General features: G+C 70.5%; 23 protein-coding genes and 1 riboswitch. Of the genes, 15 read left to right on the forward strand and 8 right to left on the reverse strand.

Annotated features, from left to right (window positions below):
* Positions 1–87 precede the first annotated feature (87 nt).
* Together Dfulv_RS06270 and Dfulv_RS06275 are read right to left on the reverse strand one after the other, a co-directional pair.
* Positions 88–489 (reverse strand): hypothetical protein, encoded by a 402-nt coding sequence (locus Dfulv_RS06270; RefSeq protein WP_259861668.1) that lies wholly within the window; start codon positions 487–489, stop codon positions 88–90.
* 279 nt (positions 490–768) lie between these two features.
* Positions 769–1,332: a hypothetical protein gene (locus tag Dfulv_RS06275; protein WP_259861669.1), complete on the reverse strand. Its 564-nt coding sequence runs from the start codon at positions 1,330–1,332 to the stop codon at positions 769–771.
* 125 nt (positions 1,333–1,457) lie between these two features.
* Between Dfulv_RS06275 and Dfulv_RS06280 the strand changes: the two genes are divergently transcribed.
* From Dfulv_RS06280 to Dfulv_RS06300, 5 genes are all read left to right on the forward strand, one after another.
* Positions 1,458–2,408 carry a cobalamin biosynthesis protein gene (locus tag Dfulv_RS06280; RefSeq protein WP_259861670.1) on the forward strand — a complete coding sequence of 317 codons (951 nt, stop codon included), beginning with the start codon at positions 1,458–1,460 and terminating at the stop codon, positions 2,406–2,408.
* An 82-nt stretch (positions 2,409–2,490) separates the two neighbouring features.
* Entirely contained in the window at positions 2,491–4,056 is a 1,566-nt protein-coding gene (locus tag Dfulv_RS06285) for a cobyric acid synthase (RefSeq protein ID WP_259861671.1), read from the forward strand.
* The gene (locus Dfulv_RS06290) at positions 4,053–4,673 is read left to right on the forward strand and encodes a uridine kinase family protein (protein ID WP_259861673.1); all 621 of its coding nucleotides are present in this window, start codon (positions 4,053–4,055) and stop codon (positions 4,671–4,673) included. Before Dfulv_RS06285 ends, Dfulv_RS06290 begins: the two co-directional genes overlap by 4 nt.
* Positions 4,674–4,763: 90 nt before the next feature.
* Positions 4,764–5,855 carry a M48 family metallopeptidase gene (locus tag Dfulv_RS06295; RefSeq protein ID WP_259861674.1) on the forward strand — a complete coding sequence of 364 codons (1,092 nt, stop codon included), beginning with the start codon at positions 4,764–4,766 and terminating at the stop codon, positions 5,853–5,855.
* 77 nt (positions 5,856–5,932) lie between these two features.
* Positions 5,933–7,285 (forward strand): dipeptidase, encoded by a 1,353-nt coding sequence (locus Dfulv_RS06300; protein ID WP_259861675.1) that lies wholly within the window; start codon positions 5,933–5,935, stop codon positions 7,283–7,285.
* A gap of 69 nt (positions 7,286–7,354) precedes the next feature.
* On the opposite strand, the gene Dfulv_RS06305 is transcribed toward Dfulv_RS06300, so the two are convergent.
* From Dfulv_RS06305 to Dfulv_RS06315, 3 genes are read right to left on the reverse strand one after another with little or no spacing between them, the layout of a single operon-like run.
* Complete coding sequence (locus tag Dfulv_RS06305) at positions 7,355–7,807, reverse strand: response regulator (RefSeq protein WP_259861676.1); 453 nt, start codon at positions 7,805–7,807, stop codon at positions 7,355–7,357.
* Positions 7,804–9,393: a sensor histidine kinase gene (locus Dfulv_RS06310; protein WP_259861677.1), complete on the reverse strand. Its 1,590-nt coding sequence runs from the start codon at positions 9,391–9,393 to the stop codon at positions 7,804–7,806. Before Dfulv_RS06310 ends, Dfulv_RS06305 begins: the two co-directional genes overlap by 4 nt.
* Positions 9,390–10,616, reverse strand: a complete 1,227-nt coding sequence (locus Dfulv_RS06315) for a PP2C family protein-serine/threonine phosphatase (RefSeq protein ID WP_259861678.1) — start codon at positions 10,614–10,616, stop codon at positions 9,390–9,392. Before Dfulv_RS06315 ends, Dfulv_RS06310 begins: the two co-directional genes overlap by 4 nt.
* Before the next feature lie 221 nt (positions 10,617–10,837).
* Here Dfulv_RS06315 and Dfulv_RS06320 point away from each other — a divergent pair, with 221 nt between their 5' ends.
* From Dfulv_RS06320 to Dfulv_RS06330, 3 genes are all read left to right on the forward strand, one after another.
* Positions 10,838–12,412, forward strand: coding sequence for a Na+/H+ antiporter (locus Dfulv_RS06320; protein ID WP_259861679.1), 1,575 nt, complete (start codon positions 10,838–10,840; stop codon positions 12,410–12,412).
* The gene (locus tag Dfulv_RS06325; protein WP_406567939.1) at positions 12,409–12,666 is read left to right on the forward strand and encodes a UBP-type zinc finger domain-containing protein; all 258 of its coding nucleotides are present in this window, start codon (positions 12,409–12,411) and stop codon (positions 12,664–12,666) included. Before Dfulv_RS06320 ends, Dfulv_RS06325 begins: the two co-directional genes overlap by 4 nt.
* A 184-nt stretch (positions 12,667–12,850) precedes the next feature.
* Positions 12,851–13,576: a DedA family protein gene (locus Dfulv_RS06330; RefSeq protein ID WP_259861680.1), complete on the forward strand. Its 726-nt coding sequence runs from the start codon at positions 12,851–12,853 to the stop codon at positions 13,574–13,576.
* A gap of 87 nt (positions 13,577–13,663) precedes the next feature.
* Here the strand turns inward: Dfulv_RS06330 and Dfulv_RS06335 are convergent, their stop codons facing one another.
* The gene (locus Dfulv_RS06335) at positions 13,664–14,845 is read right to left on the reverse strand and encodes a hypothetical protein (protein WP_259861681.1); all 1,182 of its coding nucleotides are present in this window, start codon (positions 14,843–14,845) and stop codon (positions 13,664–13,666) included.
* Between Dfulv_RS06335 and Dfulv_RS06340 the strand changes: the two genes are divergently transcribed.
* Positions 14,844–15,098: a hypothetical protein gene (locus tag Dfulv_RS06340; RefSeq protein WP_259861682.1), complete on the forward strand. Its 255-nt coding sequence runs from the start codon at positions 14,844–14,846 to the stop codon at positions 15,096–15,098. The genes Dfulv_RS06335 and Dfulv_RS06340 overlap by 2 nt on opposite strands.
* A 1,138-nt stretch (positions 15,099–16,236) precedes the next feature.
* Here the strand turns inward: Dfulv_RS06340 and Dfulv_RS06345 are convergent.
* Together Dfulv_RS06345 and Dfulv_RS06350 are read right to left on the reverse strand one after the other, a co-directional pair.
* Entirely contained in the window at positions 16,237–16,518 is a 282-nt protein-coding gene (locus Dfulv_RS06345) for a YiaA/YiaB family inner membrane protein (RefSeq protein ID WP_259861683.1), read from the reverse strand.
* 51 nt (positions 16,519–16,569) lie between these two features.
* Entirely contained in the window at positions 16,570–17,505 is a 936-nt protein-coding gene (locus Dfulv_RS06350; RefSeq protein ID WP_259861684.1) for an AAA family ATPase, read from the reverse strand.
* 470 nt (positions 17,506–17,975) lie between these two features.
* Here Dfulv_RS06350 and Dfulv_RS06355 point away from each other — a divergent pair, with 470 nt between their 5' ends.
* The 6 genes from Dfulv_RS06355 to Dfulv_RS06380 are packed head-to-tail and all read left to right on the forward strand — an operon-like array spanning position 17,976 to position 22,283.
* Positions 17,976–18,278, forward strand: a complete 303-nt coding sequence (locus tag Dfulv_RS06355) for an urease subunit gamma (RefSeq protein WP_259861685.1) — start codon at positions 17,976–17,978, stop codon at positions 18,276–18,278.
* Entirely contained in the window at positions 18,275–18,580 is a 306-nt protein-coding gene (locus Dfulv_RS06360; protein ID WP_259861686.1) for an urease subunit beta, read from the forward strand. Before Dfulv_RS06355 ends, Dfulv_RS06360 begins: the two co-directional genes overlap by 4 nt.
* The gene (locus Dfulv_RS06365) at positions 18,577–20,286 is read left to right on the forward strand and encodes an urease subunit alpha (RefSeq protein WP_259861687.1); all 1,710 of its coding nucleotides are present in this window, start codon (positions 18,577–18,579) and stop codon (positions 20,284–20,286) included. Before Dfulv_RS06360 ends, Dfulv_RS06365 begins: the two co-directional genes overlap by 4 nt.
* Before the next feature lie 8 nt (positions 20,287–20,294).
* Positions 20,295–20,954 (forward strand): urease accessory protein UreF, encoded by a 660-nt coding sequence (locus tag Dfulv_RS06370; protein WP_259861689.1) that lies wholly within the window; start codon positions 20,295–20,297, stop codon positions 20,952–20,954.
* Positions 20,944–21,609, forward strand: a complete 666-nt coding sequence (ureG, locus tag Dfulv_RS06375; protein WP_319805767.1) for an urease accessory protein UreG — start codon at positions 20,944–20,946, stop codon at positions 21,607–21,609. The genes Dfulv_RS06370 and ureG overlap by 11 nt, the downstream gene beginning before the upstream one ends.
* On the forward strand, positions 21,606–22,283 hold the full coding sequence (locus tag Dfulv_RS06380) for an urease accessory protein UreD (RefSeq protein WP_259861691.1): 678 nt from the start codon (positions 21,606–21,608) through the stop codon (positions 22,281–22,283). Before ureG ends, Dfulv_RS06380 begins: the two co-directional genes overlap by 4 nt.
* Before the next feature lie 55 nt (positions 22,284–22,338).
* A riboswitch (guanidine-I (ykkC/yxkD leader) is annotated at positions 22,339–22,444 on the forward strand.
* The last annotated feature ends 20 nt before the right edge of the window (positions 22,445–22,464 follow it).

Below are 22,464 nucleotides of genomic sequence, written 5' to 3' on the forward strand. Positions count from 1 at the left end.
ACCGGCACGCCAGGTCCCCGCGAGCGACGACAGGGACCTGGCATCAGGCCGGGCGTTTGCTGGCATGCCGTGGAGGGCTGTGATCAATCAGGTGGCGACCGGACGCGGGGTGCGCTGGAAGTGCCGGCCGGCGGACGGGACGAACATCAGGGGAACAGCGCCCCACACCGCTGCCACGTGGACGGTGCGTGCGACCGCGATCAGCCACCATGCTGTGTCGGCGTCGGCCAACTGGGCACCGACCGAGTTGCCGTCGAGGAGCCAGCCGATCGGCTCCATGACGAGCGACAACGTGCCGATGATGCCCAGCATCAGGGCCAGTGCGAGCCGGGCCCAGCGCTTGCCCGCCCGCATCCGCAATGCGGTGACGATCACGGCGGCGTAGACGACGCAGCGGATCGCGACGCCGGCGACGGCGCCGTCGCCGGCTTCCCGCTCGCCACGACCACTGCGGTCTCGAATGCTCCCGCGCCGACGGCCAGGAGCCACAGCCCGAACGCGGCCCGGACCGCGGCGGGCGCTGCAACGGTTGTCATGCCCTCACTGTCGTTCGGCGCGCTGCCCCGCTCGCGCCCGCTGGCCACCCGGTTTCGGGTATGGGCAGCACCACCGGCGGCGACCGCCCTCCGAGTTGCCGCAGTCTCCGCCTGTTGCCGGTGTCCGCCATCGCCGCCCCCTTCCCGCGTCCGGGAAGAGCTTGCGTCAGACGGAGCCACCGCCGCTCGCACCGGCGGTCGAATCTGTGGACAACCGCCGACTTGTGGACAACTACACGAAGCCGTGCTGTGCGCCGTCGAGGGCGGGCGCGGGCCGTACATCTGCGAAGAGCTCCCAGATGCCTCGACGGCGAACCAGCAGTTTGCGTGACAGCAGGTGGCGGTCGCCGGCGTAGAACACGCGGTCGACGGCCCGGCGGACCTTGGCGAGGCCGGGCGGCGAGTGGGAGCCCGTCACGATGACCACGTCGCGGGCCGGCACGCCCACCACGAGCTCGCCCGGGACGGACTGCTCGAGCCCGGCCCAGAACGCCTCCGCGAGCAGCAGGGTCGACGCGATGCCCTCGAAGTTGAGCATGAGCGCGGGCGGCTGCCCGTGTACGGCGGCGACGCCGAGGCGGGCGTCGAGATTGTGTGCGGCCTGGCGGCGCAGCGCGCGTCGAGGCATTTCCATGCGTTGCAGGTCAGCCCAGGTGACGAGGCGCTGGTCGAACGGCGGGCCGTAGCTGTAGCCGACACCGAGCCCGCCCATGAAGTCGTCGATCACGGGCGAGTGCGCGTCGTCGCGGCGGATGTCCCGCAGCGGCACAAGAACGGGCAAGAGCACGAGCTGCACGAGTGCAAAATAAGACGGTGATGGATATGAGGCAAGCTCTTGTTTTTGCGCCATCTGCTTGCTAAGGCAAGGTGCCCGGAGGGTGGCTCGAAAAATTGTCAGTCGGTCTCTGTAGGTTCTGGCGCATGGTTCGACCCAGGTATGCGGCGGACGCGGCCGGCATCGTGCTCGGCGCGCTCCTCGACGTTGTGTTCGGTGATCCGCGCCGGTGGCATCCGGTGGCGGGGTTCGGGCGGTTCGCCCTCATGGTGGAGCGGCGCACATACGCGGACGACCGTGTCGCGGGGGCCCGGTTCGCCGCGGTGGCCGTCGGTGTGCCCGTCGCCGCGGCCGCGCTCGCGGGACGGCTGACGCGGCGCAGACCGCTCGCCCGCACCGCGCTCGTCGCCGCCGCGACCTGGGCCGCGCTGGGCGGCACCAGCCTGGCGCGGGAAGGGCGCGTCATGGCGGACCGGCTCGAGAGCGGCGACCTGTCCGGCGCGCGGGCCCAGCTGCCCAATCTGTGCGGGCGAGATCCGTCGGCGCTCGACCCGCCGGAGTTGGCCCGGGCAACGGTCGAGTCGGTCGCCGAGAACACGTCGGACGCCGTGGTGGGGCCGTTGTTCTGGGGTGCCGTGGCCGGGCTGCCGGGCATCGTCGGCTATCGGGCCGTGAACACGCTCGACGCAATGGTGGGTCATCGTTCTGCCAGATACGCCCGGTTCGGCACGGTCTCCGCGCGCCTCGACGACCTCGCGAACCTGGCGCCGTCGCGGCTGACCGGGGCGCTGACCGTCGCCGCGGCGCCGGTCGTCAGCGGTGATCCCGCGCAGGCGCTTCGCGTCTGGCTGCGGGACGGCAGCCGCCACCCGAGTCCGAACTCCGGCCAGTGCGAGGCGGCCGCCGCCGGTGCGCTGGGGGTGCGGCTCGGCGGGCGCAACGTCTACGGTTCGCGGGTCGAGGAGCGTCCGCACCTGGGCGACGGCGGGCCGCCGGCACCGCTGGACGTGCGGCGCGCGGCGGCGCTGTCGGTGACCGTGGGCGCCGCGGCCGTCGGGCTGGCCGCAGCGGCACGCTGGTGGCGAGGGCGGCGATGAGCCCGGAGCGGGGGGTGGGCGCATGACCGGCCCGGAGCGAGGTGGAGAACGCGTGACTGGTCCTGAACGAAGCGGAGGACGTATGGCCGGAAGGGGCGGGCTGCTCGTCGCGGGGACCACGTCGGACGCGGGCAAGAGCATGCTGACGGCCGGGATCTGCCGCTGGCTGCGCCGACAGGGAGTCGACGTGGCGCCGTTCAAGGCGCAGAACATGTCGAACAACTCGGCGGTGGCGATCGAGCCCGACGGCACGGGCGGTGAGATCGGCCGGGCGCAGGCACTACAAGCGGTCGCGTGCGGGCTGGCGCCGAGCGTCCGGTTCAACCCGGTGCTGCTCAAGCCCGGCTCCGACCGGACGAGCCAGGTCATCGTGCTCGGGCAGGCGGTCGGGCACATCGGCGCCGCCAACTATGCCGAGATCAAGGACCGGCTGCGCGCCACGGTGCTGGAGACGCTCGACGACCTGCGGGCTCGGCACGACGTGGTGATCTGCGAGGGTGCGGGCAGCCCGGCGGAGATCAACCTGCGGGCCACCGACCTGGCCAACATGGGCCTGGCCCGCGCCGCCGACCTGCCCGTCGTCGTGGTGGGCGACATCGACCGAGGCGGGGTGTTCGCCGCGCTGTATGGCACACTCGCCCTGCTCGACGCCGACGACCAGGCGCTGATCGCCGGGTTCGTGATCAACAAGTTCCGCGGTGACGCCGGGCTGCTGCGGCCGGGGGTCGAGTCGCTCACGGAGTTGACCGGGCGGCCGACGTTCGGGGTGGTGCCGTGGTCGTTCGACCTGTGGCTGGACGCGGAGGACTCACTGGCCTACGACGGCCGGGTTCTGGGACGTCCGGCGCCGGCGCGGGGGAGCCAGTGGCTGCGGGTGGGAGTGGTGCGGCTGCCGAGACTGTCCAACGCCACCGACGCCGAGGCGTTGGCCTGCGAGCCGGGTGTGCAGGTCCGGCTCACGGTCGAGCCCGCCGACCTGGCCGACGTCGACCTCGTGGTGCTGCCCGGCAGCAAATCCACAGTGGACGACCTGGCCTGGCTGCGGGAGCGGGGGCTGGCCGACGCCGTGCTGCGGCACGCCGCGGCGGGGAAGCCGGTGCTGGGGATCTGCGGCGGGTTCCAGATGCTGGCCGAGCGGATCCATGACGACGTCGAGAGCCGCCGCGGGGCGGTGCCGGGACTGGGACTGCTGCCCGTCGACATCACGTTCGCGGAGCGCAAGACGCTTGCGCTGCCGTCGGGCACGGCGTTCGGCGGGGTGCCCGTCAAGGGGTACGAGATCCATCACGGGCAGGTTTCGCGACCGGCTGGTGACCCGTTCATCCGGCTGCCCGGCGGGGCCGGTGAAGGGGCGGTCGTGGGCAACGTGTTCGGCACGCACTGGCACGGAGCGTTCGAGACCGACGGGTTCCGGCGGACCTTCCTCGCCGAGGCGGCCCGGCTCGCGGGGCGGCACGGGTTCGTGGTCGCGCCCGACACGTCGTTCGCGGCGCTGCGCGAGCGGACCGTCGACGTCCTGGGCGACCTGGTGGAGGAGCACCTCGACACCGACGCGCTGTGGCGGCTCATCGAGGGGGGCGCGCCGGGTGACCTGCCGACGATCGTGCCTGGCCTGCGGGTGACCGAGCCGGCGACGGGCGTGCGATGACAGCGGCAAAGCGAGCCTACGCCGCGCTCGCGCGGACGGTGATCGAGCGGCCTCCGCGGCTCGGGCCGGTGCGGCTCGTCGCGGTCGACGGGCGGGCCGGCTCCGGCAAGACGACGTTCGCGGGGCGGCTGGCGACCGCGCTGCGGGCCGAGGGGGTCGCGGTCGCCGAGCTGCACACCGACGACTTCCTCGACGGCTGGGCCAAGCTGATGGCCTGGCAGCCACGCCTGCGCGAGTGGGTCTTCGAGCCGTTCCGGGAGGGGCGGGCGGGTGCTTTCCGGCGGTACGACTGGGCGGCGGAGCGGCTGGTGGACACATGGACGCCGCTGGAGGTGCCGCACACGCTGGTCGTGGAGGGGGTGGGCAGCGCGTCAGCGGCGGTTCGCCCGGATCTCACACTGGGCGTTTTTGTCCGGGCGCCACGGGAGTTGCGGCTGGCGCGCGGCCTGGAGCGCGACGGCGAGCAACTGCGGCCGCAGTGGGAGCGGTGGATGCTCGACGAGGACGCCCACTTCGCCGCCGATCCGACCGCCGACGCCGTTGACGTGCGGGCGGACGGAGCGCCATCGGTTGAACACGATCCGGAAATTGAGTACATCATGGCCGCGAACGGGTAGACGCCCTGCGTAAGACTGGGAGACGATCCGGTGAGCGGCTCGGAGCGGGCGACCGCGGCCGGAGAAACGGCAGACGGGGAGGCGGGGCGAATGAGCACCGATGAGGCGCAGGGCGGCAACCCTCCGGCACGACGGCGGGTGGTGCTGACCGGGATCAGCTCCCGGGCCTGGGAGCATCCGGCGGACCGGGGTGCCCTGGTGGCGCTGCGCGAGCTACGCGGGTTTGACGACGTGCTCAAGTCGCTGCACGCGCTGTGGAACGAGCGGGCCTGGCGCCTGCAGTTCCTGGGCAACGCGATCCGCGTCGACCACCGGCAATACCCACGGGTGCACCGGCTGCTCGCCGAGGCCGGCGCGTCGCTCGACCTGGTCGAGCTCCCCGAGCTCTACGTGCAGGCGGACCGCTCGATCAACGGTATGTGCATCGGCATGTCGAAGCCGTTCATCGTGGTCAACAGCGGCGCGGTGGAGCTGCTCGACGACGAGGAGCTGCGGTGCATGCTCGGGCACGAGCTCGGCCACCTGATCAGCGGCCACTCGGTGTACCGCACGATGGTCCTGATCCTGACCGACTGGGCGGTCCGGCTGGCCTGGCTGCCGGTCGGGTCGATGGTCCTCCGGGCGATCATCGCCGCATTGATGGAGTGGTGGCGCAAGGCGGAACTGTCCGCCGACCGGGCGGGGTTGCTCGCCTGTCAGGACCCGGCTGCCTCGCTGCGGCTCGCCATGAAGCTGGCCGGCGGCGGCGACCTGTCCGAGGTCGACACGACCGCGTTCCTGGAGCAGGCGGCGGAGTTCGACCGGGCCGGTGACCTGCGTGACAGCCTGATCAAGATCCGGATGGTGACGGCGCGGTCGCACCCGATGCCGGTCGCCCGGGCCGCCGAGGTCCGGGCCTGGATCGACAGTGGGGAATATCAGCGGATTCTTTCCGGCGACTACCCGCGCCGCGACGGCGACGGGGACGCCTCGGTCAGCGAGGAGATCAAGGCCGCGGCGGCGTCGTACCGGCAGGCGTTCAACCGGTCGCAGGACCCACTCGTGTCGCTGCTGCGCAAGCTCGGCGACGGTGCGTCGGACGTCGGCGAGTGGGTCGGCGCCGGTGCCGGCCGGATGCGTGGCTGGATGCGCGGCAACGGCTCCGACGGGTCCGAAGGCTCCGGCCGCAGACCGGCGGAGTGAGAACGCGGGACGAGAGCGACGGCACCGGGCACGGGGAGGCGGCACGGAGACGTGAGCGGCACAGTAAGTTCGACGGCATGACAGCGCTCACCGAGGAAGAACTCCGTGCCGCGATCCGGCGGGAGATGTCAGGGGTCAGGGCCGACCTGGAGCGTCTTGTGCGCATTCCGGGCATCGCCTTCACCGGGTTCGACCACAGCCACGTCGAGCGGTCCGCCGAGGCGGTCGTCGAGCTGTTGCGTGGTGCCGGCATCCCCGACGTCCGGATCGTCCGCGATGGCGGCCAGCCGGCCGTCATCGGCCGCAGACCCGCGCCTCCCGGTGCGCCCACCGTCCTGCTGTATGCGCACCATGACGTCCAGCCGGTCGGCGACCTCGCGCAGTGGAAGAGCGACCCGTTCGAGCCGGTGGAGCGCGACGGGCGCCTCTACGGCCGCGGTGTCGCCGACGACAAGGCCGGCATCATGGCGCATATCGCCGCGCTACGCGCGTTCGGTGACGACCTGCCGGTCGGGGTGGTGCTGTTCATCGAGGGCGAGGAGGAGTTCGGCTCCGAGTCGCTCGAAGACCTCCTGCGCGAGCACCGCGACGACATCGCCGCCGACGTCATCGTCATCGCCGACTCCGGCAACTGGGACATCGGCCAGCCGGCGCTCACCACCGGGCTGCGGGGCATCGTCAACGGCTTCGTCGAGGTGCGCACGCTGGAGAACGCTGTCCACAGTGGCATGTTCGGCGGTGCGATCCCCGACGCGCTGATCACACTCTCCCGGCTGATCGCCACCCTGCACGACGACAACGGCGACGTCGCCGTCGAGGGGCTCGTCCGCACGCAGTCAGCGCCGCTGGACTACCCGGAGGACCGGTTCCGCGAAGAGGCCGGAATGCTCGAAAGTGTCTCCTTCATCGGCACCGGCAGGCTGGTCGAACGGCTGTGGACGCGGCCGTCGATCTCCATCCTCGGCATCGACGCCCCGCCGACCGCCGGTGCGCCCAACGCCCTGGTGCCGGTGGCGAAGGCCAAGTTCAGCGTGCGGATCGCACCCGGTGACAACGCGCAGCGGGTGTACGACACGGTGACCGCCCACCTGCGCAAGCATGCTCCGTGGGGCGCACAGGTCACGGTCGAGCTCGAGCAGCTCGGTGAGCCGTGTGTGATCGACGCGACCGGCCCGGCCTACGACGCTGCCCGAGCGGCGTTCACCGAGGCCTGGGACGGCGCCGAACCGGTCGACATGGGCGTCGGCGGCTCGATCCCGTTCATCGCCACGTTCCAGGAGCTGTTCCCGAAGGCCGCGATTCTGGTCACCGGCGTCGAGGACCCGGAGACCAGCGCGCACGGCCCCAACGAGAGCCTTCACCTGGGCGAGTTCGAGCGCGTGTGCATCGCCGAGGCGCTGCTGCTGGCCAAGGTCGCGCGACTGAGCTGAGCTACGGAGCCCCGCGCGGCCCCGGCCGCGCGGGAGAGCTTCTGTGCGGCTGAAGGCCCTGAACGGCGCTCAGCCGCGCGGGGGGAGCTTCACGACGCTGACGAAGAACTCGTCGATCTGGCGCACCACGGCGATGAAACTGTCGAAATCCACCGGCTTGGTCACATACGCGTTGGCGTGGAGCGAGTAGCTGCGCAGGATGTCCTCGTCGGCCTGGGAGGTGGTCAGCACGACAACCGGGATGCGGCGCAGGTCCTGGTCCTCCTTGATGACCTGGAGCACCTCGCGGCCGTCCACACGCGGCAGGTTGAGGTCCAGCAGGATCAGGTCGGGGCGGGTCGCGTTGGTGTGCTTGCCCTCCCGGCGTAGGTAGGCCAGGGCCTCCTCGCCGTCCGGCACCACGTTGAGCTTGTTGCGGACCTTGTGCTCCTCGAACGCCTCCTGGGTCATGAGCACGTCGCCCGGGTCGTCCTCCACCAGGAGCACCTCGATCGGCAGGGATGCTTCCATGGGCGCGGTCATGAGACGGACTCCTCGATCGGGGACGGGCTCGCGGCAGCCTCGGCGGTTTGATCAGGCACCGGGAGCGTGAACCGGAACAGCGTACCTTCGCGGTGCGAAGGGTCGATCCAGATCCGTCCCCCGTGGTACTCGACGATTTTCTTGGCGATCGCGAGGCCGATGCCGGTGCCGGGGTACGTCTCCTTGGCGTGCAGCCGCTGGAAGATCACGAACACCTTGTCGGTGAACTCGGGCTCGATGCCGATGCCGTTGTCCTCGACGCTGATCTCGTATTCGCCGTCGACGCGCTGACAGTCGACCACAACCCGCGGGGCCCGGTCCGGGTGGCGGAACTTGAGCGCGTTGCCGATGAGGTTGCTGAACAGCGCCCCGAGCAGCGGCTCCTCGCCGTGGACCACCGGCAGCTCGGCGAACACGATCTCGGCGCCGGTCGCCTCGCGCTGCGCGTCGAACTGCGCCGCGGCGTCGACGACCACCTTGTTGAGGTCGACGTCGGTGAACCCGTTCGTCAGCCGGCCGATCCGGGAGAACGCCAGCAGGTCGTTGATCAGCCGCTGCATACGCTGGGCGCCGTCGACGGCGAACCCGATGTACTGGTCGGCCCGCTCGTCGAGCTGCCCCGAGTACCGCCGCTGGAGCAGCTGGCAGAAACTCGCCACCTTCCGGAGCGGTTCCTGCAGATCGTGGCTGGCGACATAGGCGAACTGCTCAAGGTCGCGGTTGGACCGGGTCAGCTCGGCGGCCTGCTGCTCGAGCATCCGGTTGGCCTCCTCGACCAGCCGGCGGGCCTCCAGGACGTCGGTGAGCTCGGCGTTGATCCGGCGGCGCATCGTGTCGACGTCCTCGGCGAGCGCCGACAGCTCGGGCGGGCCACTGCTGCGGATCTCGTAGTCGTAGTCGCCGGCCGCCACTCGCCGCACCTCGCTCGCCAGGTTCGTCACCGGCCGGGTCACCAGCCGGCGCAGCAGCAGCGCGAGCGCGACGCCGGCCACGACGACCACGACGGCGGCGAAGACCAGCAGCAGGATCAGCACCGCGCTGGTGCCACGCACCCGTCCGGCGACGTCGTCGCGGCGGCTGCCGAGCGCCTGGTTCAGCGCGTTGATCCGGTTGGAGGCAGCGATGTACACCGACCGGGCCTGGTCGGTCGGTGCGGCACGCTCCGGGTCCGGCCCGGTGGCACGGGTCTGCGCGATCAGCGGTTCCGTGACCTCGCTGCGGTACCTCGCCGTGGCGACGCCGACATCGCGCACCGCGGCCACGAGCGCCGGTTCTTCGGCCACGAGCCGCACGGTGTCGGCGAGGATCTGCTGCTCCTGGAGCTGCGCGTCACGGTACGCATCGAGGTCCGAGTCCCGCCCGGTGAGCAGGAACGTGCGTGTGCTGGTCTGCTGGCGCAGCAGTTGTGAGTACAACCGCTCGGCATTGACCAGCGCGGGGGTCAGCCGGTCCATCACCTTGTTGGTGTCGGTCCGGTTGGCGGCGGCGGTGATGGTCGCGCTGACCGCGACCATCACGAGCAGGCTCGCGACCACCGAGCAGAGGGCGATGATCCGCCGCCAGAGCGACCAGGAGGCTGTAGTCATGACGTCCTCGGGTCGAAGGTGCGCGGGCTGAGCACCAGCACGGCGATGTCGTCGGACACCGGACCCCCATTGTGGGTCTCCACCTGCACCGTCAGCCAGGCCGGCAGGTCCCGCGGCTGGGCGCGGTCGGGGCTCGCCAGCACCCGGCACAGCCCGTCGACGCCGAGCCGCTCGCCGGCGACGGAGCCCGGGCCGGCACCGCCCTCGATCAGGCCGTCGGTGTACAGCAGCAGTGACCAGTCCGCCGGCCCGAACGAGACCTCGGCCGCCGGCCGGCGAATGCCGGGCAGCACGCCGAGGACCAGGCCGGGCTCCACGTCGCACGGCACGGCACGACCGTCGGCCAGCAGGATCGGCGGTGGATGTCCGGCGAGGCGCATGCGGGCGGTACCGGCAGTAACGTCGACGGTCACCACCGCGACCGTCGCGAACAGCTCGTCGGAGCGCCGTTCGCTGACCAGTACCTGCTCCAACGAGGGGAGGACATGGTCCTCCGGCACACCGGCGAGCACCAGCGCCCGCCAGGCGACCCGCAGCGCGACCCCGAGCGGGGCCTCGTCGACGCCGTGGCCGCAGACGTCGCCGATGAGCAGGTGCAGCTGACTTCCGTTCGCGCCGTCCACGGCGACCGCGTCGAAGAAGTCGCCGCCGAGCAGCGCCCGGTCGCGGCCGGGGCGGTAGATGGAGAAGAGGTCGGCCGAGACGTTGCCCATCAGCGGCTGGGGGAGCAGGCCGCGCTCCAGCCGGGCCGACTCCGCCTGGCGCAGCTCGGACTCGCGCAGGAGCCGGGCGTTTTCGTCGGCGCGCTTCCGCTCGACCGCGTAGCGCACGGCGCGGGACAGCGAGGCGCCGTCGACCGTGCCCTTGACCAGGTAGTCCTGTGCGCCCTCCCCGACCGCGGCGATGCCGAGATGCTCGTCCTCCAGGCCGGTGAGCACGCAGACCGCGGCGCCCGCCGCGTCCTGCAGCACCTGCCGTAGCCCGTCGAGCCCGCTCGCGTCCGGCAGGCCCAGGTCGAGCAGCACACAGTGCACCTCGCGGAGCTGGGGGCGCGCCTCCCGCATGGTCTGGGCGATCTGCACGTCGAAGGGGGCGTCCGCCTCGGCGAGCAGCTCACCGACGAGGAATGCGTCGCCCGGATCGTCCTCGACGAGCAGCACGCGGATCCGCTCCCCGGCGAACGGCCCGAGCCGCCGGTTACGCAGGTCCACGGTCGTGCTCACGTCGGCCATGCTCACACCCACCCATTGGGCACAGGTATTTGTCGCGCGGCACACATGAGGACGATCCTCCCCTACGTCACGGCTTGTTGCACGTGCGGATGAAGTCTCTCAGGAGTGGAACCGACCCCGCACGGGACGGTCGCCGGGCGCGTTCGTGCCGGTGACGCGTGGTGGGGATCACGTCGCTCCCTCTCGATGGATCCGCTGGATAGGCTTCGCCCGTGCACGGGCTGGAAAACGTCGTCGGACTGATCGCGGTCGTGGTCGCCACCTCCGTGGTGGCCCGCAGGATCGGTGTGCTCTCCCCGATCCTGCTGGTCATCGTCGGCATCGGCATTTCGTTTGTTCCGGGGCTGCTGGAGATCGAGCTCGACCCCGAGGTGGTGCTGCTCGGCATCCTGCCGCCGATCCTTTACGTCGCGGCGCTGGAGACCTCGGTCCCGGCGTTCAAGTTCAATCTGCGGCCTATCCTGCTGCTCGCCGTCGGACTGGTCCTCTTCACCACGGCCGCGGTCGGTTTCACGTTGAATGCGCTGCTTCCGGGCGTACCACTCGCGGCGTGTCTTGCTCTTGGTGCGGTGGTGGCGCCGCCGGACGCTGTCGCGGCCACGGCCGTCGCCCGGCGCATCGGCCTGCCCAGGCGGGTGGTGACCGTCCTGGAGGGCGAGAGCCTGATCAATGACGCTACCGCACTGGTGACGCTCCGTGTCGCCGTCGCTGCGGCGGTCGGCGGGGCGATGGATTCGGTGTCGATCACCGAGCAGGCGCTGGTCGCCGTCGTCGGCGGTATCGCGATCGGCGTCCTCGGCGGGATCGTCGTGATCTTCGTGCACAAACGGGTCACCAACCCGCTCATCGACAACGCGGTCTCGCTGCTCACGCCCTGGGTCGTGTTCCTGCCGGCGGAGGCGATCCACGCGTCGGGGGTTGTTGCGGTCGTCGTCACCGGCCTCGCGCTGGGTCACCGGATGCCCACGCTGATGTCCGCGGCGTCCCGGCTGCAGATGGACGCCTTCTGGCGGATGGTCAAGTTCCTGCTCGAAGGGGTCGTCTTCCTGCTGGTCGGCCTGCAACTGCGGACGCTCATCGCGAATGTCGAGCGCAGCTTCTGGTTCACGACCGGCGCCCTCGCCGCGGTGATCGGTGTGGTCATCGTGGCGCGGATCGTGTGGATGTTCCCGACGACGTACGCGGCGCGGCTCATCCCGCGCATCCGCCGCCGCGACCCCTCGCCGCCGCTGGCCATGCCGGCCGTCATCTCCTGGGCCGGCATGCGTGGAGCGGTGACCCTGGCCGCCGCGCTGTCGCTGCCGGAGGCCCTGGCCGACGGTGCCGAGTATCCCCGCGGCCTGTTCGTCATCCTGGCTTTCGGGGTGATCGTCGCGACGTTGGTACTGCAGGGAGCCACGCTGCCCACGGTGGCGCGATGGCTGAAGGTGCCGCCGGACGACCAGAAGGAGGACGCGCTCGCCGAGGCGTCGGTCCAGCACGAGGCGTCACGGGCGGGCAAACAGCGACTGGAGGAGGTGGCCGCGGACGCGCCCGAGGGTGTCATCGAGCGGCTGCGGCAGGTCGCCCTGAGCCGGTCCAACATCGCGTGGGAGCGGCTGGGCCGCGCCGACCGGGAAACCCCGTCAGCGGCATATGCCCGGCTTCGGCGCGAGATGCTGAACGCGGAGCGGGAGGTTTTCCGGCGGGCCCGCGACAGCGGGAGGATTCCCGAGGAGACGCTGCGCCAGGCGCAGCGGGACATGGACCTGGAAGAGTCGCTACTGGAGCGCGAGGACCATTCGTGACCTGTGTGCATATCGAGGTGGCCGAGAAGATCGAGCCGCCCGTCGTCGACGGCTGCCCGGAGTGTCTGGCCATGGGGTTTCATGACTGGGTCCATCTGCGGCAGTGCCTCACCTGCGGCCACGTCGCCTGCTGCGACTCCTCGCCGCGACGGCACGCGACGCAGCATTTCCTCACCAGCCGTCACCCGGTGATGCAGTCGATCGAGCCCGGCGAGTTCTGGCGCTGGTGCTTCATCGACGAGACCGTAGGGTAGCCCGTCCCACCTGCGGGTATGCGTGTTCTCAGCGCTTTCTAAGGAGACACGGGACACAATCATGCTCAGTTGGGCATGCAGTCGGTGGTGACCGTGTTGGCATGGTCAACGGGGAATAGTTCTGCCGACGGGGTTAGGGGCGGGCCATGGCGAGCTCGAGATGGTAGACGCGATATTGGGCCTGGTGGCTGCGCCGGGCGTGCTCTACGCAGTGGTCCTGGTGCTCCTCACCCTTGACGCGTTCATCCCGGTCGTGCCTGCCCAGGCGCTCATGATCGGTGGAGGCATTCTCTCCGCGACCGGCCATGTCGAGCTCGTGCTCCTCGTCGCAGCCGGCGCCGTCGGTGTCGTCGCCGGCGACCTGCTCGCCTTCCTGGTCGGCCGGCGCCTGGCCCACCGCGACTCCACGCGGCTCGCCCGGCGCAAGCCCCGGGCGATCACGCTCCGCCTGACCGAGGCGATGCGCAAGCACGTCTTCCTTGCCGTGCTGTTCTGCCGGTTCGTGCCCGCCGGTCGCATGATCACCGCTGTGTACGCGGGCCGCAGCGGTGTGTCGACCCGCCGTTTCGCGACGTACGACGTGGTCGCGGCGACGCTCTGGGCCTCCTACGGTGCGCTGCTCGGCCACTTCGGCGGCGAGGCGATCGCCGACTCGTCGTGGCTCCCGCTGGCCCTGGTCGTCGCCGCCGCCCTGCTGTTCATGGCCGGTGCTCCGCTGCTCGGCCTGATCGGCAAGCTGCGCCGCCGCGCGGTCGCTGTCGCTCCGGCCCAACTCCGCCGCCGCAGCGCGGTGGAGACCCTGGCGGCTGCTGAGCCGCTGGCCGCGATCGAGGTGATGGTGGCCGCCGAGGCCGTCGCGGCCGCCGAGTCCGTGGTGGTCGGCGTCAACGGCCTCCAGGCCACCGCTTAGTTCTCCTTCGTTTGTCGGACCTTGGAAACAGTCAGGGGCGCGGCCCGGAAGCCCGGGTCGCGCCCCTGACTGATGGTCCCGTCTGGCTTACCTGTTGATCTGCTGACCGTTGTCGTTCCAGGTGTTGTTGCTCCACTCGGGCAGCGTCGACGCCTGCATGGCCTGGGGGCCGTAGTAGCCGCCCTTGGGCCAGAAGCCACCACCGGAGGCCCGCATGAACTTGTTGTTCGTGACCTTGCCGTTGGTGATCTTGTAGTTGGCGTCGTACCAGTAGAAGGAGTATCCGCCGCCGTTCATCAGGTTGCTGTCGACGACCACGTCGCTGATCGGGCCGAGGTCGGCCTTGAGCAGGATGCAGGACGTCTGGGTGTGCTGGTTCTCCAGCCGGTTGTGCAGAATGCGGATGTACTTCGCGTTGGTCGACTGGATCACGTCGTTGTGCTGGGACGAGCCGGTCCCCTTGGGGTCGTGGAGCCAGGAGTCCTGGACCGTGCCGCGGCCGTCGATGCGGAGGATGTCACCGGAGCCGTGGGCGTTGACCCGCAGAAGGGTGAAACCGGTCCGCCCGATGAGGGCGATACCACCGGCCGACGCGTCCTTGCCCTGGCCGTCGATCTCCGTGTCCTCGATGCGGAGGTTGGCGTCGTCGGCCGTGGCCGTGACGGCCTGGACGTTGGCGACGCGGATCCGGCTGTTGCGGATCGTCACGTTCTTCGCCTTGATCTCCAAGTGGCCGTTGATGTCCTTGCCGTCGATGACGGTGCCGTTGACCGTGATCGTCATCGGGCCCGTGTACGGCGTGAGGGTGACCTTCTTGCGCGTGTCGCCGGGCAGGCCCTGCGGGTAGCCGGTGTTGTGCGCGGCCGGGAAGCCGGCCACGGTGTACGTGGGGTTGCCGCCGCCGGCCGGCTTCGTCGGCGTGGTGCTCTTCGTCGGCGAGGGGGATGCCGAGCCGGAGGGTGAGCCGGAGGGTGAGGCCGAGGTGACCGGGGCAACCGAAGGGCCACCCAGACCGGCGGAGGCGGACGGATCTGCGCCCGTGCTCTCGGAGGCGCCGGGCAGCGCGCCGGTGTCGGGGAGGTTCTTGCACGCGGTCAGGCCGCCGGTGGCGAGCAGTGCCGCCGCCACGATGCCGACGCTCGTCCGGCGCAGCGCGCTGCGTCCGACGGTGGAGTGCGAAGAAACCTGGGTGGAGTGGAGCGGGGAGTCGTCGGCGGTGGGGTTGGGGAGTCCGCCGGCGAGATCGTTTGAGCTGTTGTGCGGGTTCATGCTGTGGGAATCCTCCCGGTCAGTCGACATCCGTCAGTCGACGGCCATTGGCCTGTCGGAGCTTTTCGGCGTGAAAGTCGGTTGGGGTTCCACTCCTAACTTCAACTTCCTATGTCTGCGGGAAACGCGACTGTCCATTCCGGAAAAGACCGAAATGGACTGCGTCATGATCGGCATTTCTGCCGCCCGAGACCTTGCCGTAACCATTCCGGTCGAAAGCATGCCACGGCTCGGCGGGGGAGTGAAACCCTGAGGGCCAGATGAACCGCTACCTTTAGCATTCTTAAGTTGCAGCTAAGAGACAGTACGACTAAGAAACCCCACGTAAACCCCGGATCGGGCAAATCGGCGTCGGCTCGGAGTGGCTCAGGTCACGCCTAGGGGTATGGTGCGGAATGACGATCTTCGCCGTCTCCGCGATGCCGTGAACCATACAGCCACGTAGCCGTTTGGCCTAGTGGTGAAGGGTGTGATCTAGTTCGCCATCGATCCGTTGCTGGCGGTTGGCCTTGTGGTTTCTTGCTATGTCCATATAAATCGGACAAGGTGGCGGGGCGAGGATTGCGCGGAAGGGCGGAAGTGGCGCACGGCGATGAGCGTCGGCGACCCGGATGCGCACCGTTTGGATGTGGTGGTAGGACGGCTCGCGCGGTGGTGCGGCAGCACCGGTTCAGGGCCCGTGGTGCAGCGGATCGTGGAGACCTGGCGGGGCTGGCCGGCGTGGCATCCGGCCGCGCGCTTGTGCAACGGATCCCGGGGTGGCGTGGCGTCCAGCCGCGCGCTTGCGCCATGGATCCCGGGTGGCGTGGGCTAGCCGCGCGCTCGTGCAGCGGATCCCGGGGTGGTGTGGCGTCCAGCTGCGTGCTTGCGCAGCGGATCCCGGGTGGCGTGGGCTAACCGCGCGCTTGCGCAACGGAACCCGGAGCGGCGTGGGCCGGCGGTGCGGTGGCGCAATGGATTCCGGTGCCGGGCCGTGTCCAATCATGCTGTGGTGCAACGGATCGCGGTGGTGAAGGACCGGCCGGAGTGACTGCCGGGATGCGTCTCCGGCCGTCCCGCCATCGGAATCCGCCGCATCGCCACCCGGCCGGACATGCCGGTGGAGCGTCAGTGGGCGGCGCATTGGCCATGTGGTGCGACGGATTCGGTCGTGAGGATCGTTGCGCGGCTCGCTGGAACAGTTCTCGCAGGTACGCCGCAAGGCCGAATACGTGAAGGCCGTACGGCGGCGTTGAAGATCGCCGATGTGGCCTGCGTGGCGGTTGAAGAACCGGCCGGTGATCGCGCGACACCGCGGGTCCTGAGCGCTGCGGAAATGTGGGCCCGCAGGGTGCGAAATGCGAATTCTGCCAGGCCGTGAAACGGGTCGCGGCGGTAGCGAAGTTTGTCGATTATCCGCGAAACGGGTCGTGTTCCGTAAGGATCTTGTCGAGCCTTGCCTGGTCGACGCGGTGCACCACCGACACGGTTTCCTGGTGGTCACGGATGCATTTGGCGAGGGTGAAGGCCGACGTAACGGTGTAGAGCAGGCCGATGCCGAGAAAAGCACGCATCCATGCGTTCACCGGCAGATACGCGATGCCGACGCCGAGGCCGACGAGCGCCACGCCGAACGAGACGGCGGACTGCATGAAGAATGCCGATGTGGTCTTCGGCGGGACTGGAGCGGTCATGAACAGAGTCTCGGCGACCCGTGCGCGGCTCGCCTGAGTACACCTACTCAATCAGTGTCCGACGTGGACCCCGGGTGGGTTGTGCGCCGGGACGGGCAGCTCGATCCTGTGCAGGCGCTCCCATGCCTCGACGACCGGGCCGGTCACGTGGGCCCGGAAGTAGTCGTTCGCGCTCAGGCGGCCGGTGACGGGCTCCTCACCCTCGGCGAGCAGGCTTGCCGGCACGAGATGGAGACCGCTCTGCACCGCGGCACTGAGCCGGCGGTGACCGTCGATGACGAAATAGTCGGGGCCGGAGTGCCCGATGGTCAGCGGCTCCATCGTCTCGGGCGTGTCCACCTCGCCCGTCGGCGCAGGGAACTCGATCTCGCGGGTCGGGTACACCCGCATGGGGTCGAGCAGGAGCAGCGGCGGCTTCTCGCGCAGGATGTCGGCGCCGAGCCGGCCCTCGAACGCCGCCTGCACCAGGTCGACGATCTCGCCGGGCCGCGCCCGGGTGCTGTCGCACACCAGGTCGTAGTTGCGCAGACGGTACTTGTCCGCGCCGTACCGCGTCAGGAAGCGCATCCGCTCGCTCTCGCTGCGGCTGCGGAGGTTGGTCTTCGCCTCTTCGAGCGACGAGTAGTTTTCCACCTCGCTGTGCGGGCGGGCCAGCACCCGGCGGGCCGCCTCGTTCGGCTCGGTGATGAGGTGCACCTTGAACGCCTCGTGGAAGAAGAACCACGCCAGGCGGCTGTCGACGATGAGCTGCTCGCCGGACTTCGCGATGTCACTCTGCAACTGGTCGACCGCGCTGTCGATGGCGTCGTCGAGCTCGGCGTGCAGGTTGAGCTGCAGGGTGGTCATGCCCCGCCGCTGGGCCATCTCCCGGTACATGTCGCCGACGCTGATCCGGCGCAGATTGAGTCGGCTGGCCAGCTCGACCGAGACCGTGCTCTTGCCGCTGCCCAGGTCGCCGTTGATGACCACGGACCGGTGATTGCTCATGTGCAACTCTCTACGTAGTGGGGCCCTGACCATGAGCTACGCCCACCCGGGCCAGTCCAGGGCTGGAGCCTAACACGCCCTGGTTATGCCCCTTTCCGAATGCAAGCCCGGCAAACCAAGCGCTGATCTTGCTGCGATGATTCCGCATTGTACTGAAATATGCAGGTCAAACGGACAGCACAAATGCAAGATCAACGGGGCGGCGGTCAGCGGGCCGGGCGGGACGGCACGGCCGGAGTCACACGGGAGAGTGGCGCGCGACGCCCCAGGCGGCCCGCCCGGGGCGCATCGCGCTCAGGTGGTAGGAAAACTTGGCCCATAGCCCCAGTTTTCCTACCACCTGGCGGCGCGCAGTTGGCCGGGAGCGGAGCGGGCCGGGAGCAATCGCCGTTCCGCGACACGGTGTAATCGTGCCGAAACATCGGGATGGAAACATCCGGCCACCACCGCCCGGACGGGAGGTCCATCGTTTGTTCCTGACCCGCCATGAGCAGGAGCGCCTGTTGATCCACGTCGCCGCCGACGTGGCCCAGCGCCGCAAGGATCGCGGGCTCAAACTCAACTATCCCGAGGCCGTCGCCATCATCACCGCGTTTCTGCTCGAAGGTGCGCGCGACGGACGGACCGTGGTCGACCTGATGGAGGCCGGCCGGCATGTGCTCGGCCGCGACGACGTGCAGGAGGGCGTGCCCGAGATGCTGGTGGAGGTACAGGTCGAAGCCACCTTCCCGGACGGCACCAAGCTGGTGACCGTCCACCACCCGATCCCGTGATCCCCGGCGAGATCGTCCCGGGCGACGGGCCGGTGGTCATCAACGAAGGGCGGCCGGAGCTGCGGCTGGCGGTCGACAACACGGGGGACCGCCCGGTGCAGGTCGGCTCCCACTACCACTTCGCCGAGGCCAACGACGCCCTCGAGTTCGACCGTGCGGCCGCTTGGGGGCACCGGCTGGCCGTGCCGGCGGGCACCTCGGTGCGGTTCGAGCCGGGAGTCGCCCGCGAGGTGGTGCTCGTCCCGCTCGGCGGCAACCGGATCGTGCCGGGCCTGCGCGGCAAGGCTGGAGGACCCCTGTGACGGAGCTCGACCGGCGGAGGTATGCGACGCTCTTCGGCCCGACGACCGGCGACCGGGTGCGGCTGGCCGACACCGACCTGTTCATCGAGATCGAGCAGGACCACTGCGTCGGCGGCGACGAGGCCGTCTTCGGCGGCGGCAAGGTGATCCGCGAGTCGATGGGCCAGTCGCGGGCGACCCGCGCCGAGGGCACCCCCGACACGGTCATCACCGGCGCGATCGTCCTCGACCATTGGGGCATCGTGAAAGCCGACGTCGGCATCCGCGACGGACGGATCGTCGGGATCGGCCGTGCCGGTAACCCCGACACCATGGACGGCGTCGACCCGGCGCTTGTGATCGGGCCGTCCACGGAGATCATCGCCGGGAACGGCCGGATCCTCACCGCCGGTGCGATCGACTGTCACGTACACCTCATCGCACCGCTGATCCTCGAAGAGGCGCTCGCCAGCGGGATCACCACGATCGTCGGCGGCGGCACCGGGCCGGCCGAGGGCAGCAAGGCGACGACCGTCACCCCGGGCGCGTGGCACCTGGCCCGGATGTTCGAGGCGCTGGATCCGTGGCCGGTCAACGTGCTGCTGCTCGGCAAGGGCAACACGGTCTCGGCCGAGGCGATGTGGGAGCAGTTGCGCGGCGGGGCCGGCGGCTTCAAGCTGCACGAGGACTGGGGCACCACGCCCGCGGCGATCGACGCCTGCCTGCGGGTCGCCGACGAGTCCGGCGTGCAGGTGAACATCCACACCGACACGCTCAACGAGGCCGGTTTCGTCGAGGAGACCCTGCGGGCGATCGCCGGGCGGTCGATCCACGCGTACCACACCGAGGGTGCCGGCGGCGGGCACGCGCCCGACATCATCACGGTCGCCTCGCACCCGAACGTGCTGCCGTCGTCGACGAACCCGACCCGGCCGTACACCCGCAACACCCTCAGCGAGCACCTCGACATGCTCATCGTCTGCCACCATCTGAATCCGAGCGTGCCCGAGGACCTCGCGTTCGCGGAGAGCCGGATCCGGCCGTCGACGATGGCCGCCGAGGATCTGCTGCACGACCTGGGCGCCATCTCGATCATCGGCTCCGACTCGCAGGCGATGGGCCGGGTCGGCGAGGTTGTCCTGCGCACCTGGCAGACCGCGCACGTGATGAAGCGGCGGCGGGGTTCCCTGCCGGGTGACGGGCGGGCCGACAACGAGCGCGCCAAGCGGTACGTCGCCAAGTACACGATCTGCCCCGCCGTCGCGAGCGGCATCGACCACGAGGTCGGTTCGGTGGCGGTCGGCAAGCTCGCCGACCTCGTGCTGTGGGACCCGGCGTTCTTCGGTGTCCGGCCGCACGTCGTCGTGAAGGGCGGCGCGATCGCCTGGGGCGCCATGGGCGACGCGAACGCCTCGATCCCGACCCCGCAGCCGATCCTGTCCCGCCCGATGTTCGGCGCCTACGGTGCCGTGGCCCCGGCGACCAGTCTGGCGTTCGTCGCGCAGGCCGCGATCGACGACGGGCTCGCCGACCGGCTGCCGGTCCGCCGGAGGCTCGCCGCGGTCGCCGACACCCGCGGCCGGGGCAAGGCCGACCTGCCCCACAACGACGCGCTGCCCAGGATCGAGGTCGAGCCGGACACGTTCACGGTGCGGATCGACGGCGAGGTGGTCGAGCCGGATCCGGTCACCGAGTTGCCGATGGCCCAGCGGTACTTCCTGTTCTGAACCCGACCGTGCGCGCATTCACCCAGCTGCTGATCCTGGCCGACGGCCGGTTCCCGTCGGGCGGGCACGCGCACTCGGGCGGGCTCGAGGCGGCCGTCCACCACGGGCGGGTGCGCGACCTCGCCGATCTGCGGGCGTTTCTCACCGGGCGGCTGCGCACCGCGGGCCTCGTCGCGGGCGCGTTCGCGGCCGCCGCCTGCGCACGACCGTCCACGATGGACGAATTGGAGGAGGAGCTCGACGCGCGCACCCCGTCGCCGGCGCTGCGGCTCGCCACCCGGCGGCAGGGCCGGTCGCTGATCCGGGCCGCACAGGTGGTCTGGCCGGGTGAGCACGTAGCCCGAGCGGCGCGGGCGAAGGTCTCTCAGCCGGTGGCGCTCGGCATCGTGGCCGACGCCGCCGGGCTCGTCCCGGGCGAGGCCGCGCTGATCAGCATGTACAACTCGATCTCGGGCCCGGCGAGCGCGGCTGTGCGGCTCCTCGGGCTGGACCCGTACCAGGTCCACGGGATGCTCGCCGCGCTCGGGGACGAATGCGACGAGACGGCCCGCGAGGCCGCAGCGTTCACGCGTGGACCCGCGGCGGACCTGCCGGCGGCATCGTCGCCGCTGCTGGACGTGTCCGCCGAGGACCACGCCACATGGGAGGTAAGGCTCTTTGCCAGCTGAACACGAACACACGCATCCGCATCCGCACGAGGATCCGCACGCCGCGCTGCCGAAGTCCGAGCGCGCGGTGCGGATCGGGATCGGCGGGCCGGTCGGCTCGGGCAAGACCGCGCTCGTCGCGGCGCTGTGCCGCAGCCTCTCGACCGACCTGCGGGTCGCGGTCGTCACCAACGACATCTACACCACCGAGGACGCCGACTTCCTGCTGCGCAACGGGGTTCTCCCGCCCGAGCGGATCCGCGCCGTCGAGACCGGTTGCTGCCCGCACACCGCGATCCGCGACGACATCTCCGCCAACCTCGACGCCATCGAGGAACTGGAGGAGAGCCTCGGCCCGCTCGACGTGATCCTCGTGGAGAGCGGCGGGGACAACCTCACCGCGACGTTCAGCAAGGGCCTGATCGACCAGCAGATCTTCGTCGTCGACGTGGCGGGCGGCGACAAGGTGCCCCGCAAGGGCGGCCCCGGCGTGACGAGCGCCGACCTGCTGGTCATCAACAAGACCGACCTCGCCCCGCTGGTGGGCGCGGACCTCGGGGTCATGGAGCGCGACGCGAAGGCCCGGCGCGGTGACCTGCCGACCGTGTTCCTGTCGCTGGTGGAGGACCGGACCGCCGCACCCGTGCGGGACTGGATCCGAAGCCTGGTCAAGTGAGGGCCGCGGCGCGGGTGGTCGCCGCGGCCGACGGCGACCGTACGGCGCTGGTGGTGCTCAAGGGCGAGGCACCGCTGCTGCCGCGCCGTACGGGGCCGAACGAGGTGCACTTCGTCGGCGGCGCGGCCGGCCCGCTCGGCGGCGACGAGCTGCGCATCGAGATCGAGGTCGGCGCCGGCGCGGTCCTCCACGTCCGCACGGTGGCGGCGAGCATCGCGCTGCCCGGCCGCGACGGTGCCTGGTCGCGGCTGGCGGTCCATGCCTCGGTCGCCGCGGGCGGCACGCTCGTCTGGCTGCCCGAGCCGCTGGTCGCGGCCGCCCGCTGCCGGCACCGCGCCGAGTCCACTGTGGACCTCGAGCCCGGCGCCACCCTTGTCTGGAGGGAGGAGCTGGTCCGCGGCCGCCACGGCGAGCCCTCGGGCGAGGTCGAGCTGTCCACGACCGTCCGTCGCGGTGGGCGGCCGTTCCATCGCAGCGACCTCGTGCTGGACGACAGTCCCGCCGTGCTCGGCGGCGCCCGCGTCTTCGCCACGCTGGTCACCACGAAGGAGATCGATCTCAAGATCCCCGAGATCATGCCGCTGGCCGCCGGCGGCACGCTGGTCACGGCACTCGGCCGCGAACTCGCCGAGACCCGCGCGATCACCGACCGGCTGGTTACACCGCCGCAATAGTCGAGCAAAGCGGCAGTAACCGCCGGGGCGTCTACTCGCATCGACTCACCCGATGGTGAGGCGCGCCTAGGGTTCCGCGTCCGGCGACGGGCGGCTGGTCCGAGAGGCGCAGGCGCCCTGCGGAAGGGGGCGTTCCACGGCGGGACAAAAGCCCGGGAGACAGCCGACGCGTCCGGCTGCT

The sequence above is a fragment of the Dactylosporangium fulvum genome, assembly GCF_025137375.1.
Taxonomy (GTDB): domain Bacteria; phylum Actinomycetota; class Actinomycetes; order Mycobacteriales; family Micromonosporaceae; genus Dactylosporangium; species Dactylosporangium fulvum.

Bases quoted from the DNA above. Each gene is read 5' to 3' on its own strand.
- Dfulv_RS06300 (WP_259861675.1), top strand. From the start codon at position 5,933: ATGACAGCGCTCACCGAGGAAGAACTCCGTGCCGCGATCCGGCGGGAG.
- Dfulv_RS06310 (WP_259861677.1), bottom strand. From the start codon at position 9,393: ATGACTACAGCCTCCTGGTCGCTCTGGCGGCGGATCATCGCCCTCTGC.
- Dfulv_RS06345 (WP_259861683.1), bottom strand. From the start codon at position 16,518: ATGACCGCTCCAGTCCCGCCGAAGACCACATCGGCATTCTTCATGCAG.
- Dfulv_RS06305 (WP_259861676.1), bottom strand. From the start codon at position 7,807: ATGACCGCGCCCATGGAAGCATCCCTGCCGATCGAGGTGCTCCTGGTG.
- Dfulv_RS06340 (WP_259861682.1), top strand. From the start codon at position 14,844: ATGCTGTGGGAATCCTCCCGGTCAGTCGACATCCGTCAGTCGACGGCC.
- Dfulv_RS06290 (WP_259861673.1), top strand. From the start codon at position 4,053: ATGACAGCGGCAAAGCGAGCCTACGCCGCGCTCGCGCGGACGGTGATC.
- Dfulv_RS06295 (WP_259861674.1), top strand. From the start codon at position 4,764: ATGAGCACCGATGAGGCGCAGGGCGGCAACCCTCCGGCACGACGGCGG.
- Dfulv_RS06280 (WP_259861670.1), top strand. From the start codon at position 1,458: ATGGTTCGACCCAGGTATGCGGCGGACGCGGCCGGCATCGTGCTCGGC.
- Dfulv_RS06285 (WP_259861671.1), top strand. From the start codon at position 2,491: ATGGCCGGAAGGGGCGGGCTGCTCGTCGCGGGGACCACGTCGGACGCG.
- Dfulv_RS06335 (WP_259861681.1), bottom strand. From the start codon at position 14,845: ATGAACCCGCACAACAGCTCAAACGATCTCGCCGGCGGACTCCCCAAC.
- Dfulv_RS06350 (WP_259861684.1), bottom strand. From the start codon at position 17,505: ATGAGCAATCACCGGTCCGTGGTCATCAACGGCGACCTGGGCAGCGGC.